Source organism: Paenibacillus sp. Y5S-9, from assembly GCF_036894235.1.
In the GTDB taxonomy this organism is placed as follows: domain Bacteria; phylum Bacillota; class Bacilli; order Paenibacillales; family Paenibacillaceae; genus Paenibacillus.
Genome location: NZ_CP145887.1, coordinates 1 through 17,223, shown reverse-complemented (window position 1 = coordinate 17,223; position 17,223 = coordinate 1). Strand labels below are relative to the sequence as shown.

Here is a 17,223-nt window from a genome sequence, read left to right as displayed (position 1 = left end):
ATAAAAACCACCACCGAATAACATCGGCAGTGGTTCTTTGCTTGGCGGCGTCCTACTCTCCCAGGACCCTGCGGTCCAAGTACCATCGGCGCTAGAGGGCTTAACGGTCGTGTTCGGGATGGGTACGTGTGGAACCCCTCCGCCATCGCCACCAAACGCATAGCTTACATTTCAGAGATCGTTCTCTGAAAACTAGATTCGAAACGAAACATGCGAATTATCACTTGCTAATTGGATAAGCCCTCGACCGATTAGTACTGGTCAGCTCCATGCATTGCTGCACTTCCACCCCCAGCCTATCTACCTCGTCGTCTTCAAGGGGTCTTACATACTGGGAAATCTCATCTTGAGGGGGGCTTCACGCTTAGATGCTTTCAGCGTTTATCCCGTCCGTACATAGCTACCCAGCGGTGCTCCTGGCGGAACAACTGGTACACCAGCGGTACGTCCATCCCGGTCCTCTCGTACTAAGGACAGCTCCTCTCAAATTTCCTACGCCCACGACAGATAGGGACCGAACTGTCTCACGACGTTCTGAACCCAGCTCGCGTACCGCTTTAATGGGCGAACAGCCCAACCCTTGGGACCTACTTCAGCCCCAGGATGCGATGAGCCGACATCGAGGTGCCAAACCTCCCCGTCGATGTGGACTCTTGGGGGAGATAAGCCTGTTATCCCCAGGGTAGCTTTTATCCGTTGAGCGATGGCCCTTCCATGCGGTACCACCGGATCACTAAGCCCGACTTTCGTCCCTGCTCGACTTGTAGGTCTCGCAGTCAAGCTCCCTTATGCCTTTGCACTCTTCGAATGATTTCCAACCATTCTGAGGGAACCTTTGGGCGCCTCCGTTACTCTTTAGGAGGCGACCGCCCCAGTCAAACTGCCCACCTGACACTGTCCCCGCACCGGATTACGGTACCAGGTTAGAACCTAGATACGATCAGGGTGGTATCCCAACGTTGCCTCCACGCAAGCTGGCGCTCACGTTTCAAAGGCTCCCACCTATCCTGTACAGATCGTACCCAAATTCAATATCAAGCTGCAGTAAAGCTCCATGGGGTCTTTCCGTCTTGTCGCGGGTAACCTGCATCTTCACAGGTATTAAAATTTCACCGGATCTCTCGTTGAGACAGCGCCCAAGTCGTTACGCCATTCGTGCGGGTCAGAATTTACCTGACAAGGAATTTCGCTACCTTAGGACCGTTATAGTTACGGCCGCCGTTTACTGGGGCTTCGGTTCACAGCTTCGGATTGCTCCTAACCACTCCCCTTAACCTTCCAGCACCGGGCAGGCGTCAGCCCGTATACTTCGCCTTACGGCTTCGCACAGACCTGTGTTTTTGCTAAACAGTCGCTTGGGCCTTTTCACTGCGGCCCCCTCGTGCTATTCACACTACCGGGGCACCCCTTCTCCCGAAGTTACGGGGTCATTTTGCCGAGTTCCTTAACGAGAGTTCTTCCGCGCGCCTTAGAATACTCTTCTCGCCTACCTGTGTCGGTTTGCGGTACGGGCACCTTCACCTGGCTAGAGGCTTTTCTTGGCAGTGTGAGATCATGACCTTCGCTACTATAATTTTCGCTCCCCATCACAGCTCAGCCTTACAATGTGCGGATTTGCCTACACATCAGCCTTACTGCTTAGACGGACATCCATCAGTCCGCGTCACTACCCTACTGCGTCCCCCCATTGCTCATAACGGCTTACGGTGGTACAGGAATTTCGACCTGTTGTCCTTCGACTACGCCTTTCGGCCTCGCCTTAGGTCCCGACTTACCCTGAGCGGACGAGCCTTCCTCAGGAACCCTTAGGCTTTCGGCGGATCAGATTCTCACTGATCTTTTCGTTACTCATACCGGCATTCTCACTTGTATAATGTCCAGCGCTCCTTACGGTACACCTTCAACCCTTATACAACGCTCCCCTACCCCTGATGCAAAGCATCAAGCCATAGCTTCGGTGGTGTGTTTAGCCCCGTTACATTTTCGGCGCAGAGTCACTCGACCAGTGAGCTATTACGCACTCTTTCAATGGTGGCTGCTTCTAAGCCAACATCCTGGTTGTCTGTGCAACTCCACATCCTTTCCCACTTAACACACACTTGGGGACCTTAGCTGATGGTCTGGGCTGTTTCCCTTTTGACAATGGATCTTAGCACTCACTGTCTGACTCCCGGAAGTAAGTCTATGGCATTCGGAGTTTGACTGAGCTTGGTAACCCTTGCGGGCCCCGCACCCAATCAGTGCTCTACCTCCACGACTCTGTTTTCCGAGGCTAGCCCTAAAGCTATTTCGGGGAGAACCAGCTATCTCCGAGTTCGATTGGAATTTCTCCGCTACCCCCACCTCATCCCCGCATTTTTCAACATGCGTGGGTTCGGGCCTCCAGTGCGTGTTACCGCACCTTCACCCTGGACAGGGGTAGATCACCCGGTTTCGGGTCTACGTCCACGTACTAAGTCGCCCTATTCAGACTCGCTTTCGCTGCGGCTCCGGCTCTTCACCTTAACCTTGCACGGGAACGTAACTCGCCGGTTCATTCTACAAAAGGCACGCCATCACCCCTAAAACGGGCTCTGACTTTTTGTAAGCACACGGTTTCAGGTTCTATTTCACTCCCCTTCCGGGGTGCTTTTCACCTTTCCCTCACGGTACTGCTTCACTATCGGTCGCTAGGAAGTATTTAGCCTTGGCAGATGGTCCTGCCGGATTCATACGGGGTTTCACGTGCCCCGCACTACTCGGGATCCGTCTCGGAGGGAACAGACTTTCAACTACAGGGCTTTTACCTTCTTTGGCGGGCCTTTCCAGACCTCTTCGCTTAACCGGTTCCTTTGTAACTCCATGTGAGACGTCCCACAACCCCAAAGAGCAAGCTCTCTGGTTTGGGCTTCTCCGCGTTCGCTCGCCGCTACTGACGGAATCACTATTGTTTTCTCTTCCTCAGGGTACTTAGATGTTTCAGTTCCCCTGGTATGCCTCACACTAACCTATGTATTCAGTTAGGTGTAACTGGAAATTACCCCAGCTGGGTTTCCCCATTCGGACACCCCCGGATCAAAGCTTGCTTACAGCTCCCCGAGGCAGTTTCGTTGTTCGCCACGTCCTTCATCGGCTCCTAGCGCCTAGGCATCCTCCGTGTGCTCTTAGTAGCTTAACCAATTGCTCAATATGAGCAATAGCAATCTACCGTTTTTATTGAAACTTGTTTAACACAAGTTCAGCTAAAAAGGAATGTTCTAATTCGCGTTTGTTTCGTTTCGATATCTAGTTTTCAAAGAACAAGCTCCATGCAAAAGCAAGCTGTTTGAGAGTTTGAGCTCTCAAAACTGAGCAACGAGTGAGTGTTTTGCAGCTTAGCTGCTTATTTGAATGTTTCCGTTGCAGGAAACGATTCTCCATAGAAAGGAGGTGATCCAGCCGCACCTTCCGATACGGCTACCTTGTTACGACTTCACCCCAATCATCTATCCCACCTTCGGCGGCTGGCTCCTTGCGGTTACCCCACCGACTTCGGGTGTTATAAACTCTCGTGGTGTGACGGGCGGTGTGTACAAGACCCGGGAACGTATTCACCGCGGCATGCTGATCCGCGATTACTAGCAATTCCGACTTCATGCAGGCGAGTTGCAGCCTGCAATCCGAACTGAGACCGGCTTTGTTGGGATTGGCTCCATCTCGCGATTTCGCAGCCCGTTGTACCGGCCATTGTAGTACGTGTGTAGCCCAGGTCATAAGGGGCATGATGATTTGACGTCATCCCCACCTTCCTCCGGTTTGTCACCGGCAGTCTATCTAGAGTGCCCATCCGAAATGCTGGCAACTAAATATAAGGGTTGCGCTCGTTGCGGGACTTAACCCAACATCTCACGACACGAGCTGACGACAACCATGCACCACCTGTCTTGAATGTTCCGAAGAAAAGGTACATCTCTGCACCGGTCATTCAGATGTCAAGACCTGGTAAGGTTCTTCGCGTTGCTTCGAATTAAACCACATACTCCACTGCTTGTGCGGGTCCCCGTCAATTCCTTTGAGTTTCAGTCTTGCGACCGTACTCCCCAGGCGGAGTGCTTAATGTGTTAACTTCGGCACCAAGGGTATCGAAACCCCTAACACCTAGCACTCATCGTTTACGGCGTGGACTACCAGGGTATCTAATCCTGTTTGCTCCCCACGCTTTCGCGCCTCAGCGTCAGTTACAGCCCAGAGAGTCGCCTTCGCCACTGGTGTTCCTCCACATATCTACGCATTTCACCGCTACACGTGGAATTCCACTCTCCTCTTCTGCACTCAAGTCACCCAGTTTCCAGTGCGATCCGGGGTTGAGCCCCGGGATTAAACACCAGACTTAAATGACCGCCTGCGCGCGCTTTACGCCCAATAATTCCGGACAACGCTTGCCCCCTACGTATTACCGCGGCTGCTGGCACGTAGTTAGCCGGGGCTTTCTTCTCAGGTACCGTCACCTTGAGAGCAGTTACTCTCCCAAGCGTTCTTCCCTGGCAACAGAGCTTTACGATCCGAAAACCTTCATCACTCACGCGGCATTGCTCCGTCAGGCTTTCGCCCATTGCGGAAGATTCCCTACTGCTGCCTCCCGTAGGAGTCTGGGCCGTGTCTCAGTCCCAGTGTGGCCGATCACCCTCTCAGGTCGGCTACGCATCGTCGCCTTGGTGAGCCGTTACCCCACCAACTAGCTAATGCGCCGCAGGCCCATCCCCAAGTGACAGATTGCTCCGTCTTTCCAGTTTCCTTCAGGCGAAGAAAACAATTATTCGGTATTAGCTACCGTTTCCGGTAGTTGTCCCAAACTTGAGGGCAGGTTGCCTACGTGTTACTCACCCGTCCGCCGCTAACCATCAGAGAAGCAAGCTTCTCTTCAAGTCCGCTCGACTTGCATGTATTAGGCATGCCGCCAGCGTTCGTCCTGAGCCAGGATCAAACTCTCCAATAAAGTATTGAAAAGAGCGATAAGCTCATTTTGAATCTGACGAGATTAAAAATCTCATTTGTGCTTCAGCCGATCCAAGCCAAGGCTTGTTTCAAACTTTCGCGTTTCATTCTGCAAGCAGAATGTTTACTCACTCGTTGTTCAGTTTTCAAAGATCAAACTTGTTTCGCTGCCGAATGTTGTTCTCCTCAGCAACTTTTATATCATAACACTTCCGAACCAACTTAGCAAGCTCTTTTTTTTAAGTTTCTTTCGAAGCTTATTTCATTTGCTTGCCGCACCGTGTAAACCGTGTTTTCTTGGCCGGAATTAGAATATACCATGTACAGATACTGAATGCAAGTCTTTTTTTTGAGTAATTATATATCTTTCTATAATATTTCTGGTTTTTCTACATTCCCACATTTATCTCACGTAAAAAGCCTCTCTATAAAAGAAAGGCCCTCTCTTCAAGTTACTTTAATATCTATTGTTATCCGATAACCTCTTGGATGTGAAGCTGCCGTTGCTGCATCAGGTTAATGATGGTTCCTTCTACTGACACCATAGGCCGTGTAGGATGATCTCGATCAGAGAATACGATCTCTCCAATTTGGTTATTGCTGAGTTTTACTCGGATGCCATTATGGATCTGGGTCGAACGTTGAACAAATACTCTTACAATTGCAGGATCCAATTTCCCAAATGCCTCACTTTGGATCTGTTCTAGTACTAGGTATGGTGATTGTGCCTTGCGGTAGATCTTCTCCAGCGTCATGGCGTGGAAAATATCAGCAATAGCTACAATCTTGGCATAAATATGAATCTGCGTCCCACTAAGCTGCAACGGGTAGCCTGATCCATCAACTTTTTCATGATGCTGCAAAGCTGCAAGTCTGGCTCCCTCGTTAATGGCCTTTGCCTGTTTAAGGATCTGATAACCATATTTCGTATGCTGGCGAATCTCTTCCTGCTCTGTAGCCGTCAACGTGGATGGTTTATGGAGAATCTGCGGATCTACCTTGTTGTTACCAATATCATGTAACAAGCCTGCAAAAGCAACTTGCATCCAATCCTTGGAGGGCAGATCGATCCATTGAGCCAGTTGATACGATGTGATCGCACTCAGTACGGCATGGTGATATACATAATCATGTTCTTGCATTACTCGTGGACTGAAGGTAAGCACATTATATTGTTTGAGATGTGCAAACACAGCCTCCAACTGTGTACGTAACTCATAGACCGGCAATTCAGCCGCCAGAGAGGACAGGAAAGCATTTTTCGTTAGTCCGACCATCTTCTCATACTCATCCTGCAAAGACGTTACTACAGGAGCTGTGGTGACGTTCCCTGTCTTCCCTGCCCGTTCACCATTCTTGTCATTGGCAGAACTTCCTGCGGACACAGAGGCACCTTTGGTTGCTGTACTACTCAGCGCCATTCTTTCTTGTTCAATATCTACCTGTTGAATCATAAAGGCTCTGAGCACTTCCATATCCTTGGGTAAAATAACTTTTCCCTTCTGAAGCAGAACGTTGCCGCGAAGTGTTTGCACATCACTTCCAAGTTTGAGTCCTGGTTTGACTTCTGACAGGGTGATTAATCCCATGTGTATTCCCCTCACTCATCGTTCTTCTATGTTAATAACAAACAAGACCATAGTCCCGGTTTTTCATGATATTTCCCATTATATTACTCAGAAATCAGGCTGTACATCCCAGATTGGGAAGAATACACGAAGAGATTCCTTTATACAACAAAAGGGCTCCCTGTGGGAGCCCTCGCAATCTTCTTCCAATCTCCAAGAGATCGGTTTTTATAACATTCTATTTTTATGCTTCCGAACCGGAATCGTCGTCGCCCTCAACTTCATTAACCTCAGCATCAGAAATGGTGCCTTCTTCCAAGCTTACTACCGGAGCTTGGGACTCCTCGCCTTCCAAGCCTTCAAGCGACTCATCGTCTGGTTCTTCTTCATTCTTATCAATTCGGCTGACTGTAGCTACTGAATCCTCGTCACGAATATGAATCAGCTTCACACCCTGCGTGTATCGACCCATAGTGGATATGCCTTCCATGCTCATCCGGATCAACGTACCGCTAGACGTAATAATCATCAGATCCTCTTCGGTTTTAACCATTTTGAGGCTGACTACTGCGCCGTTCTTCTCTGTGACATTAATAGTCTTGATCCCTTTACCGCCACGAGTCTGCATTCGATAGTCACTCACAGGTGTACGTTTACCGTAACCTTTGGCTGTAACGATTAGAACATCAAGGTCTTTATCAACTACATCCATGCCGATAACGGCATCCTGTTCATCCAATGTGATCCCTTTAACCCCGGTGGCACTACGTCCCATGGAACGTACATTACCTTCGGAGAATCGAATAGACATTCCGTGAGCTGTACCCATGATGATCTCTTGCTGTCCATCGGTCAGCTTAACATCGATCAGAATGTCATCATCACGCAAGGAAATACCGATCAAGCCGCCTTTGCGGATATTGGTGTAATCCTCAAGTGGTGTTTTCTTCACAACCCCTTGGCGGGTAGCAAAGAACAAGTATCTGTCACTTTCGAATTCCTGAACCGGAATCACGGCATTAACTGATTCACCCTGCTCAATCTGGATCAGGTTGATAATCGGCGTTCCCCGTGCGGTACGTCCAAGCTCTGGAATCTCGTAAGCTTTGAGACGATACACTTTACCTTTGTCAGTGAAGAACATGAGGTAATTGTGAGAGTTGGTCACGAACAGATGCTCAACAAAGTCGGTATCTTTCGTATCCATACCCACGACCCCACGACCACCACGTTTCTGGCTGCGGTATGTGGATACCGGCAGACGTTTCACGTAGCCTGTATGAGTAATCGTAATGATAACCTCTTCACGTGGAATCAGGTCCTCATCCAGAATACTCTCTTCACCTACAGTGATCTCCGTACGACGATCATCGCTGAAGCGGTCGCGGATCTCTTGCAGCTCCGTACTGATAATCTCAAGTACCAGATGCTCATTGGCCAGAATTTCGCGATACTCTCTGATTTTGACCATCAGTTCGTTATATTCATTTTCAATACGTTCGCGTTCCAGACCTGTGAGGCGTTGCAAACGCATATCGAGAATAGCTTGAGCCTGGTCATGACTGAGTGAAAAACGCTCAATCAAACCTTCTCTTGCTGCATCCGCATTACTGGATGAACGAATCAACGTAATAATCTCGTCGATATGATCCAGCGCAATGCGCAAGCCTTCCAGAATGTGTGCACGAGCTTCAGCCTTTTTCAGTTCAAACTGCGTACGTCTGCGAATAACCTCAATCTGATGCTGCAGGTAGTGATACAACACCTCACGCAAGTTCAGAATTTTAGGTTCTTTATTAACAATCGCAAGCATGTTAATCCCGAAAGTGGATTGCATCGATGTATGTTTATACAGGTTGTTCAGGACAACCCCCGGATTCACGTCTCTGCGAAGCTCAATTACAACCCGCATACCATTACGGTCAGACTCATCACGAAGGTCAGTAATACCATCAATCTTTTTATCACGTACCAACTCGGCGATTTTTTCAACGAGTCTCGCCTTGTTTACCTGATAAGGCAGCTCCGTAACGATAATTCGCGCCTTGTTGTTGTTCTCTTCGATGTTGGTTTTGGCCCGCATCGTTACTGAACCACGTCCGGTCTGATACGCCTGGCGAATGCCTGAGCGGCCCAAAATGTAGCCGGATGTAGGGAAGTCTGGTCCTTGAATGTAATCCATGAGTTCCATGGATGTAATGTCCGGATTTTGAATCATGGCCTGTACACCATCAATGACCTCGCCCAGGTTATGAGGAGGAATATTGGTAGCCATACCTACCGCGATCCCGCCGACCCCATTGACAAGCAAGTTAGGAAAACGAGCAGGCAGAACGATTGGCTCATGTTCTTCACCGTCATAGTTCGGCTGGAAATCAATCGTATCCTTGTTGATATCTCTGAGCATTTCCATAGCAATCTTGGACAAACGTGCTTCGGTATAACGCATGGCTGCTGCCATATCACCATCGACCGATCCAAAGTTACCATGTCCATCTACATGCATATAACGCAGGGAGAAATCCTGTGCCATCCGTACCATCGTCTCGTAAACAGCAGAGTCACCGTGTGGGTGATACTTACCGATAACTTCGCCGACGATTCTGGCTGATTTTTTATGTGGTTTATCGGGTGTCATGCCAAGCTCTGACATCGCGTACAGAATACGCCGGTGAACCGGCTTCAATCCATCACGCACATCAGGTAAGGCACGGCTAACGATGATGCTCATCGCATAATCCATAAACGATTCACGCATCTCGACGCCTATATCCCGATCTGTAATCTGAGAGTTCATTTCTTCCGCCATGCTGGACCTCCTTCTTGTCCTTCAACAAACGTTCCATTCCGTCATGCAAAAAAAGTTGATTATATGTGAAAAGCCTAACAAGGCTAAACCGCGCAAGAACGCTACTCTTTATTATATTACTTTCACAAAAGTTACACAATTAAACGTCCGCTGGGCAATAGCCTTTCTTCCGGGAACTTCTGCGTGTCTAGGGATACGCCCTGCCTTCCTCCCCAATTGCACATACAATGCTAGAAAAACGGCATATGTACTGTGCCTACCGAGGCTAAAGCCATTCCCGTCCTACGATCAAACTGCAAATTGTGCAGCTCATCGCACAAAACGCCATATTTCTCTATTATACCACTGAAATCGTCTCTTGTCCTTTGATTTCTCCGTGTCTGTCCCTCTTTAGAACTAAGCAAAACATGAAAGGACTGATGAATCTTGGGTATCCAACGCGTCTCCAGCAAATGGGCCAAAACAGCTGTATTACAACGCAGTCGCATTGTGAATGAATATATCCCAGTGACCCGAAAATATAGCCGTCAAACTCTGGAACGAATGACTGAATTATTTGAGTCCAACTATATCAAACCGGATCGTGGTACTTACGGTAATGGGGTCATGCGGGTGAAAACAACGCGTATATACGAACCTGTCGTTAATTCAGAAGATTCCACCACAGATGCAGAGGTTTCGGAAGAAACCGATGATCGGAACCTGCCTGATGAACCCGAAGCAAGTGCTGTTACCTCCAGAGCTACCTATCTCACAACAACATATCAACTCCAATACGGTACAGAGGAGAGATCATTTCATTCCCTGGACGAACTCGAACGAGCACTGAATGATCGCATTCAGGAACGTGAATATATCATTCAACAGGGAATATCGCTGATGAAGCATGAAGATTTGCCTTTTGACTTGCGTGTGTTAACTCAGAAAAATCTGCAACACAACTGGGAAACAACAGGTATTCTGGGACGTGTTGCTGCGCCGGGCAAAATCATCACCAACATTCATGGTGGTGGGCGATTGGCCACGTTTGAAGAACTCGTACTCCCCCATCTTCACCAGGATGGCTTCAAGAAACTCCGCACTGAGCTGTACCGCTTAGGTATTCATACCGCTGTACAATTGCAAACATCATTTCCAAGACTCAAAGAGATTGGTATTGATATTGCGCTAGACGAAGCAGGGCGTCCCTGGATTCTTGAAGTCAACACACTGCCAGGCATTTATGCTTTTGGCTTATTACCGGACAAGGAGGCGTACCGGAAGATCAAACGTTATGCGATTGCGTACGGTCGTTTGCCCTCCAAAAAGGCTAAGAGCTCCCGTCCATCCCCCAAAGCACAGGCCTCGTCTGCCAAAAAACGTGTACGTAGATAACAAAGGGTACGGAAGTCTAAGTTACGCCTTCCCTGTTCCATACTTCTCTAATATAAAAAAAGGCGCCCTCTCAGGCGCCTCTTCGAATGTGTTAAATGTCGAGGTTTTTCACGTATTTCGCATTTTCCTGGATAAAGTCACGACGCGGTTCAACATTATCCCCCATCAGGGTGTCAAACATGGTATCAGCAAGGATGGCATCATTAATCGATACTTGCATCATGGTCCGGCTCTCCGGATCCATCGTCGTTTCCCACAATTGTCCGGCATTCATCTCGCCAAGACCTTTGTAACGCTGAACGTTGAATTTCGCATTTTCCCCGAGCGTTGCAATAATTTCATCGCGCTCTTTCTCGGAACCGGCATAACGAATCACTTTGTTACGCTCAATCTTGAACAATGGCGGTTGTGCAATATACACATAACCTGCCTCAATGATTTTACGCATGTACCGATACAGGAATGTCAGCAGTAGTGTCCGAATATGAGCACCATCGACGTCGGCATCGGTCATCAAAATAATTTTGTGATAGCGGGCTTTGGCAATATCGAAGTCATCACCAATACCTGTACCCATTGCCGTAATAATTGCTCTAATCTCCGCATTACCCAAGATGCGGTCGAGACGAGCTTTTTCCACGTTTAGAATCTTACCACGCAGCGGCAAAATCGCTTGGAAATGACGATCCCGACCTTGCTTCGCTGATCCGCCTGCAGAGTCACCTTCGACGATGTACAATTCGCTGATTGAAGCATCCTTGGATGAACAGTCTGCCAGTTTACCTGGAAGTGAGCTTACTTCGAGTGCACCTTTACGACGTGTCAGTTCACGGGCTTTACGGGCAGCTTCACGCGCACGTGCTGCTTGCAGTCCTTTTTCCAAAATGCGACGGGATACGGAAGGGTTCTCTTCCAGGAATTCCTGCAGCTTCTCGGCAAACAAGGATTCGACAATCCCACGCACTTCGCTGTTGCCCAGCTTGGTCTTGGTCTGTCCTTCAAATTGCGGCTCCGGAATCTTGACCGAAATAATAGCTGTCAAGCCTTCACGCACGTCATCCCCGGAAAGGTTCCCCGTGCTGTCCTTGATTACCCCCGCCTTACGGGCGTAGTCATTGATAATCCGCGTAAGGGCACTCTTGAAACCTGATTCATGCGTTCCGCCCTCATGCGTGTTGATATTGTTTGCGAAGGAATAGATATTCTCGGTGTAGTTGTCATTGTATTGCAGGGCAACTTCCACCTGGATGTTATCTCTGGAACCTTCAACGTAAATTGGATTCTCATGCAGTACTTCGCGCTTCTGGTTGAGGAAGGAGACGTATTCGATAATGCCGCCTTCATACAGGAATGAGTTGGTTGCACCTGTACGCTCATCCGTCAGTGTAAGACCAATACCCTTGTTCAGGAACGCCAGCTCACGAATACGGGCCAGCAAGATGTCATATTCATAAACTCTTGTTTCCGTGAAAATTTCAGGGTCCGGATGGAATCTAACCGTTGTTCCTGTTTCGTCGGTTGTACCGATCACTTTCAGGTCGTACTGTGGAGCTCCACGGCGATATTCCTGTTGATAGATATGTCCCTCACGTTTAACCGTTACAACCACTTTTTCAGAGAGTGCATTCACAACGGACACACCAACACCATGCAAACCACCGGATACTTTATATCCGCCGCCGCCAAATTTCCCCCCTGCATGGAGGACAGTCATAACTACCTCAAGTGCAGGACGTTTCATTTTGGTATGTTCGCCGACAGGAATACCCCGTCCGTTATCGACTACAGTCACGCTATTGTCTTCATGGATACTGACCTCAATGTGGTCACAGTAACCTGCAAGCGCTTCGTCAATACTGTTGTCCACTACTTCCCAGACCAGATGATGCAGGCCCTTGGAACTGGTGGAACCGATATACATCCCCGGACGCTTCCGTACGGCTTCCAATCCTTCAAGGACCTGAATTTCATTCGCATCATATGACGGTTGATTCATAGACATGCCTTTCACCTACTTCTATAGATTCAATATCGTAAATATGCGTTAACTAATAATGTTTGCTGAAATAGGCAACGTCCTTCATTTCAGCCAGATGTCCACATAAAAACAAGCAGAAAAAGACATACCTTATGCGACACAAACGCTAGAGATCAGGAAAAATGTGAGCCCGCTTCTTCAGCGTGGCTGAGGAAATAGGCGAGTAGTACACAATGTTTTTGGTCACCACAATGGACTTCGCTTCCTCTTCACCGATGTGTTCCACTGTTTTTTCCTGCTCGGCATGCGTGACATACTGCTTGGAGATCTTTGAGGATTTTTCAATCGATATATCAAAAATAGCGACCAATTCGGAAGAACGGATGATCTTCTCACCGCCCAGATGAATGTACATAAGCCCCTCACTCCTTAGCGTTCAACCTGTCCGGCATGAACGTGATAAATACTGGCATCTTTGAGCTTGTCAACGTTCAGGCTCTCGATCCCCGTAGCCGTAATAAAGGTTTGCACCTTGCTCTGGAACGTTTCGATCAGCTGCGTCTGGCGAAAAGGATCCAGCTCGGACAGAACATCATCCAGCAACAGAACTGGATATTCTCCGATTTCTTCATGAATCAGTTCAATTTCCGCAAGTTTAAGGGACAACGCTGTTGTGCGCTGCTGCCCCTGCGAGCCATATGTTTGTACTTCCCGATCGTTAATGAAAAAGGACAGGTCATCCCGATGCGGCCCACTAAGGGTTGTGCCTCGGCGAATCTCCTGCTCTTTCATTTGTGATAATTTTATCATAAATTGGTCCATTAAGACAGCTTCATCTTCCTCAGCGGCTTCGCTGAAGGAAGGAAGGTAGGCCAGCCGCAAGACTTCTCCGCCTCCGGTGATCCCCTGATGAATCGTTTCTGCCCACTTTTGCAGTTTCTTTATGAATTGTTTCCTTTTTTTGACGATTTTAACACCATGCTCAACCAGTTGTTCGTTCCACACCTCAAGCATGGTCTGGGCTGATGCCCCTTGTCCCCATAACTGCTTAAGCAAATTGTTTCGTTGGACGAGCACTTTTTGATATTGTTGCAGGTGATACAGGTAGCCAGGTGCAACCTGTCCAATCTCCATGTCAAGAAACCGGCGGCGGACCCCCGGTGTGCCTTTTACAATCTCCAGATCCTCCGGTGCAAACATCACAACATTGAGCGCTCCGACAAAATCACTTAACTTGCGCTGCTCCAAGCCGTTAATCTTTGCTTTTTTGCCTTGTTGCGACAAAGATAGTTCAAGCTTGACCGATCCGTACTTTTTGTCGACCTCTGCTGCAAGTCTGGCACGTTCCTCACCGAAACGGATTAACTCCTTGTCACGGGATGTACGATGGCTCTTGGTGAGTGCGAGTACAAAAATCGCCTCTGCAAGATTGGTCTTGCCTTGGGCATTTTGCCCGATCAACAAGTTTACGGGACCAAAAGAATCCAGTCTCAGATGTTCATAATTGCGGAAATTCTGCAGATCAATGCTGTTCACAAACACGCGGTAACCTCCCTTTTATCCCGTCCGTCAGGAGGCAGCAGGATCGAACTGGTCTTCTTATTCTGCAGCAACTTCGAATGTGCCTTCTCCGTCCACTTCAACGATATCCCCAGGGTATAACTTACGTCCCCTGCGTTCCTCAGGCTCTTTATTCACACGTACAAGACCTTCCTGAAGCAAAGCTTTGGCCATACCTCCAGTTGGGATGCAATCAGCCAGTTTCAAAAATTGATCAAGCTTAATATATTCCGTACGAATCGTAACTTGGTTCACAGTGATCTTCCTTTCGTTAGTTGGTCGTCCGATATGGCAATATCACGTAAAGGCTGTGACTGTCATCCAGCGGTTTCAAGATAATTGGACTCATGACTCCTGTAAAAGCGATCATCAGCTGCTCACTTTCAACAACTTTCAGCACATCCAGCATGTATTTGGAGTTGAACGAAATTTTTAACGGATCTCCTGTAAACTCGGCAGGTTCGATTTCTTCTCTTACTTTACCTAGCTCGGAAGAGCTTGAAGAAATTTCAACGGATCCCGAATCCATCGTTTGCATACGCACGATGTTTGTTTTCTCTTCACGCGACAGCAAATAAGCCCGGTCTATGGATTCACTTAATTTTTTTGTATCTAAAACAAGTTCTGTTTTGTATGACGTTGGAATAATTCTAGAAGTATCGGGATATGTTCCGTCCAAAATACGAGAGTAGAACAATACACGGTCGATTTTGAACAGGACCTGGTTATCTGCAACAACGATATCCACAAGGGTATTTTGATCCGGAACAATTTTGCTGAGTTCGTTCAGCGTTTTACCGGAAATGACCACGTTGTTGAAGCGGATACCTTCTGCATTATCCAGCATTGCTGATCGAGTAGCAAGACGGTGACGGTCTGTTGCCACAAATTTCAATTCGTTGTCACCCAAACTCCAGAGTACACCTGTCAGGATTGGAGTAGTCTCATGTGTGGAAATGGAGAAGACCGTTTGTTTAATCATATTTTTCAGCAAATCTCCTGGAATGGAGACCGTTTGGTTTTCTTCGATGCTTGGCAGTACCGGGAATTCTTCCGGATCAAGACCTACCAGTTGAATTTCGGTAGCACCTGCAGAGATAAAGGTATTGAAGTTCTCTTTGACTTCCATGTGTACTTCCTGTGATGGCAGCTTCTTGATGATCTCCACGAAAAACTTGGCTGGCAAAACTACACTGCCGGGTTGATCTACCTGAACTACGCTTTTATCTCCATCTTCAAGCGGGATGAAGGATTGAATGGATATATCGGTGTCACTTGCTGTCAACGTTACACCTTGATGATTCACGTCGAATTTGATACCGCTCAGAATCGGAATCGTCGTACGGCTCGAGATCGCTTTGGATACTTGCTGTATGGAATCGTTTAAGTAGTTTTTCATTATGCTGATTTTCATGGTTTCACTCCTAGCTGATTTTTTGGGTGTTGGGGTGTTGAAAGGTGTTTTTCAAAGGCCGAAGGCTAAGCTCCGAAATGGCTATTTTGGAGATGATATCTTTAAGATCTTTTTAGTAATAATAGTAATAGGGGCACTGAATATGTGGATAAGTGGGTATAAACCCGTACACCCAAGCCTATCCACATGTGTATACGTTGTGCATAGGCTTGGGACTTGTTCAGGTTGGATTCTTAATTTTTTCGGTTAAGTTGTTGATAACTTTATAGAGATCCTGATCGTTTTTAATCGCTTGGGAGATTTTTTCGTGAGCATGTATGACAGTGGTATGATCTCGTCCTCCGAATGCTTCCCCAATTTTGGGCAGAGAAAAGTCTGTCAGTTCACGAGAGAGATACATGGCAATCTGTCTTGGGAAAGCAACTGCCTTGGTCCGTTTCCGTGCTTTGAAATCTTCAAGCTTAAGGCTATAATACTCGCCGACCTTTTGTTGGATGTCATGAATAGTGATCATTTTGGGACGACTGGAAGGAATAATATCCTTCAGTGCTTCAGCTGCCAGATGAGTGGTTACATCTTGATTAGTCAGTGAAGAATAAGCAACGACCCGAATCAGGGCGCCTTCCAGTTCACGGATGTTGGTGTCAATCTGGTTGGCAATGTACATCATCGCTTCATTCGGAATATCCAAGTTTTCCGCACGTGCCTTTTTACGCAAAATTGCGATCCTTGTCTCCAAATCTGGAGGCTGGATATCCGTGATTAACCCCCATTCAAAGCGAGAACGAAGTCGTTCTTCCAGTGTCGGAATTTCCTTCGGTGGTCTGTCGCTGGAGATGATGATCTGCTTCCGTTCCTCATGCAGCGCATTAAACGTATGGAAAAATTCCTCTTGTGTTGATTCTTTTCCCGCCAAGAACTGAATATCATCAATGAGCAAAATGTCGACGCTCCGGTATTTGTTACGGAAGCTCTCCCCGCGGTTGTCACGGATCGAGTTAATGAATTCGTTCGTGAATTTCTCAGACGACAAATAAACGACTTTGCTGCCCGGATCATGCTCCAGAACATAATGTCCGATCGCATGCATCAAGTGTGTTTTACCGAGTCCTACTCCTCCATACAGGAAGAGAGGATTGTAAGCTTTGGCGGGCGCTTCAGCGACCGCCAGCGATGCGGCATGGGCAAAACGGTTGCCCGGCCCGATGACAAATGTATCGAACGTATATTTCGGATTCAGCATGCTGAGTACCGCTTCTTCCTGTACAACTGTAGGCGTTGGCGCCGGCAATTGCGGGTCCGGTTCAGCAGGCTTGTTCTCTTCAATGACAAATTTCACATCGACTTGCTTGCCAAGCAGCTCGTATACCGTCGAGCCAACCAATTTGGTGTAACGGCTCTCCAGCCATTCGACGGCAAACGTGGTTGGTGCGGAAATGACGATTGAACGGTCATTTAGCTTGGTGGCTTTGGTTGCTTTGAACCAGGTGTCAAAGCTGGGTTTGCTGAGTTTGTTTTGTATGATTGATAAAATTTGCTGCCATAAATCAGAAGTATGGCTGTCCAC

The 17,223-nt window shown here is 47.8% G+C and carries 9 protein-coding genes and 3 rRNA genes; 1 reads left to right on the top strand and 11 read right to left on the bottom strand.

Features of this window, described 5'->3' with window-relative positions:
- Window positions 1–39 precede the first annotated feature (39 nt).
- The 5 genes from rrf to gyrA all read right to left on the bottom strand — a co-directional run bounded on the left by rrf (window position 40) and on the right by gyrA (window position 9,330).
- Window positions 40–156, bottom strand: a 5S ribosomal RNA gene (gene rrf, locus V6669_RS00060).
- 75 nt (window positions 157–231) lie between these two features.
- Window positions 232–3,157: ribosomal RNA gene (locus tag V6669_RS00055) — 23S ribosomal RNA — on the bottom strand.
- 244 nt (window positions 3,158–3,401) lie between these two features.
- Window positions 3,402–4,954, bottom strand: a 16S ribosomal RNA gene (locus tag V6669_RS00050).
- The 16S, 23S and 5S rRNA genes sit together here, the layout of an rRNA operon.
- A gap of 469 nt (window positions 4,955–5,423) precedes the next feature.
- Window positions 5,424–6,542, bottom strand: a complete 1,119-nt coding sequence (locus V6669_RS00045; RefSeq protein ID WP_338589686.1) for an HD-GYP domain-containing protein — start codon at window positions 6,540–6,542, stop codon at window positions 5,424–5,426.
- A 223-nt stretch (window positions 6,543–6,765) separates the two neighbouring features.
- The gene (gene gyrA, locus V6669_RS00040; protein ID WP_338589684.1) at window positions 6,766–9,330 is read right to left on the bottom strand and encodes a DNA gyrase subunit A; all 2,565 of its coding nucleotides are present in this window, start codon (window positions 9,328–9,330) and stop codon (window positions 6,766–6,768) included.
- A gap of 426 nt (window positions 9,331–9,756) precedes the next feature.
- Here gyrA and V6669_RS00035 point away from each other — a divergent pair, with 426 nt between their 5' ends.
- Entirely contained in the window at window positions 9,757–10,704 is a 948-nt protein-coding gene (locus V6669_RS00035; protein ID WP_338589682.1) for a YheC/YheD family protein, read from the top strand.
- 91 nt (window positions 10,705–10,795) lie between these two features.
- On the opposite strand, the gene gyrB is transcribed toward V6669_RS00035, so the two are convergent.
- From gyrB to dnaA, 6 genes are all read right to left on the bottom strand, one after another.
- On the bottom strand, window positions 10,796–12,706 hold the full coding sequence (gene gyrB / locus V6669_RS00030; RefSeq protein ID WP_076216622.1) for a DNA topoisomerase (ATP-hydrolyzing) subunit B: 1,911 nt from the start codon (window positions 12,704–12,706) through the stop codon (window positions 10,796–10,798).
- A gap of 142 nt (window positions 12,707–12,848) precedes the next feature.
- A complete protein-coding gene (locus V6669_RS00025; RefSeq protein ID WP_017691405.1) occupies window positions 12,849–13,097 on the bottom strand; it encodes an extracellular matrix/biofilm biosynthesis regulator RemA family protein in 249 nt (82 codons plus the stop codon).
- 14 nt (window positions 13,098–13,111) lie between these two features.
- Window positions 13,112–14,224, bottom strand: coding sequence for a DNA replication/repair protein RecF (recF, locus tag V6669_RS00020; RefSeq protein ID WP_076216624.1), 1,113 nt, complete (start codon window positions 14,222–14,224; stop codon window positions 13,112–13,114).
- Between the two features lie 57 nt (window positions 14,225–14,281).
- Window positions 14,282–14,497, bottom strand: a complete 216-nt coding sequence (yaaA, locus tag V6669_RS00015; protein WP_036611994.1) for a S4 domain-containing protein YaaA — start codon at window positions 14,495–14,497, stop codon at window positions 14,282–14,284.
- Between the two features lie 16 nt (window positions 14,498–14,513).
- Window positions 14,514–15,656: a DNA polymerase III subunit beta gene (gene dnaN / locus V6669_RS00010; RefSeq protein ID WP_017691408.1), complete on the bottom strand. Its 1,143-nt coding sequence runs from the start codon at window positions 15,654–15,656 to the stop codon at window positions 14,514–14,516.
- A 220-nt stretch (window positions 15,657–15,876) separates the two neighbouring features.
- Entirely contained in the window at window positions 15,877–17,223 is a 1,347-nt protein-coding gene (gene dnaA / locus V6669_RS00005; RefSeq protein WP_036611990.1) for a chromosomal replication initiator protein DnaA, read from the bottom strand.

Bases quoted from the DNA above. Each gene is read 5' to 3' on its own strand.
- dnaN (WP_017691408.1), bottom strand. From the start codon at position 15,656: ATGAAAATCAGCATAATGAAAAACTACTTAAACGATTCCATACAGCAA.
- gyrA (WP_338589684.1), bottom strand. From the start codon at position 9,330: ATGGCGGAAGAAATGAACTCTCAGATTACAGATCGGGATATAGGCGTC.
- V6669_RS00025 (WP_017691405.1), bottom strand. From the start codon at position 13,097: ATGTACATTCATCTGGGCGGTGAGAAGATCATCCGTTCTTCCGAATTG.
- gyrB (WP_076216622.1), bottom strand. From the start codon at position 12,706: ATGTCTATGAATCAACCGTCATATGATGCGAATGAAATTCAGGTCCTT.
- V6669_RS00045 (WP_338589686.1), bottom strand. From the start codon at position 6,542: ATGGGATTAATCACCCTGTCAGAAGTCAAACCAGGACTCAAACTTGGA.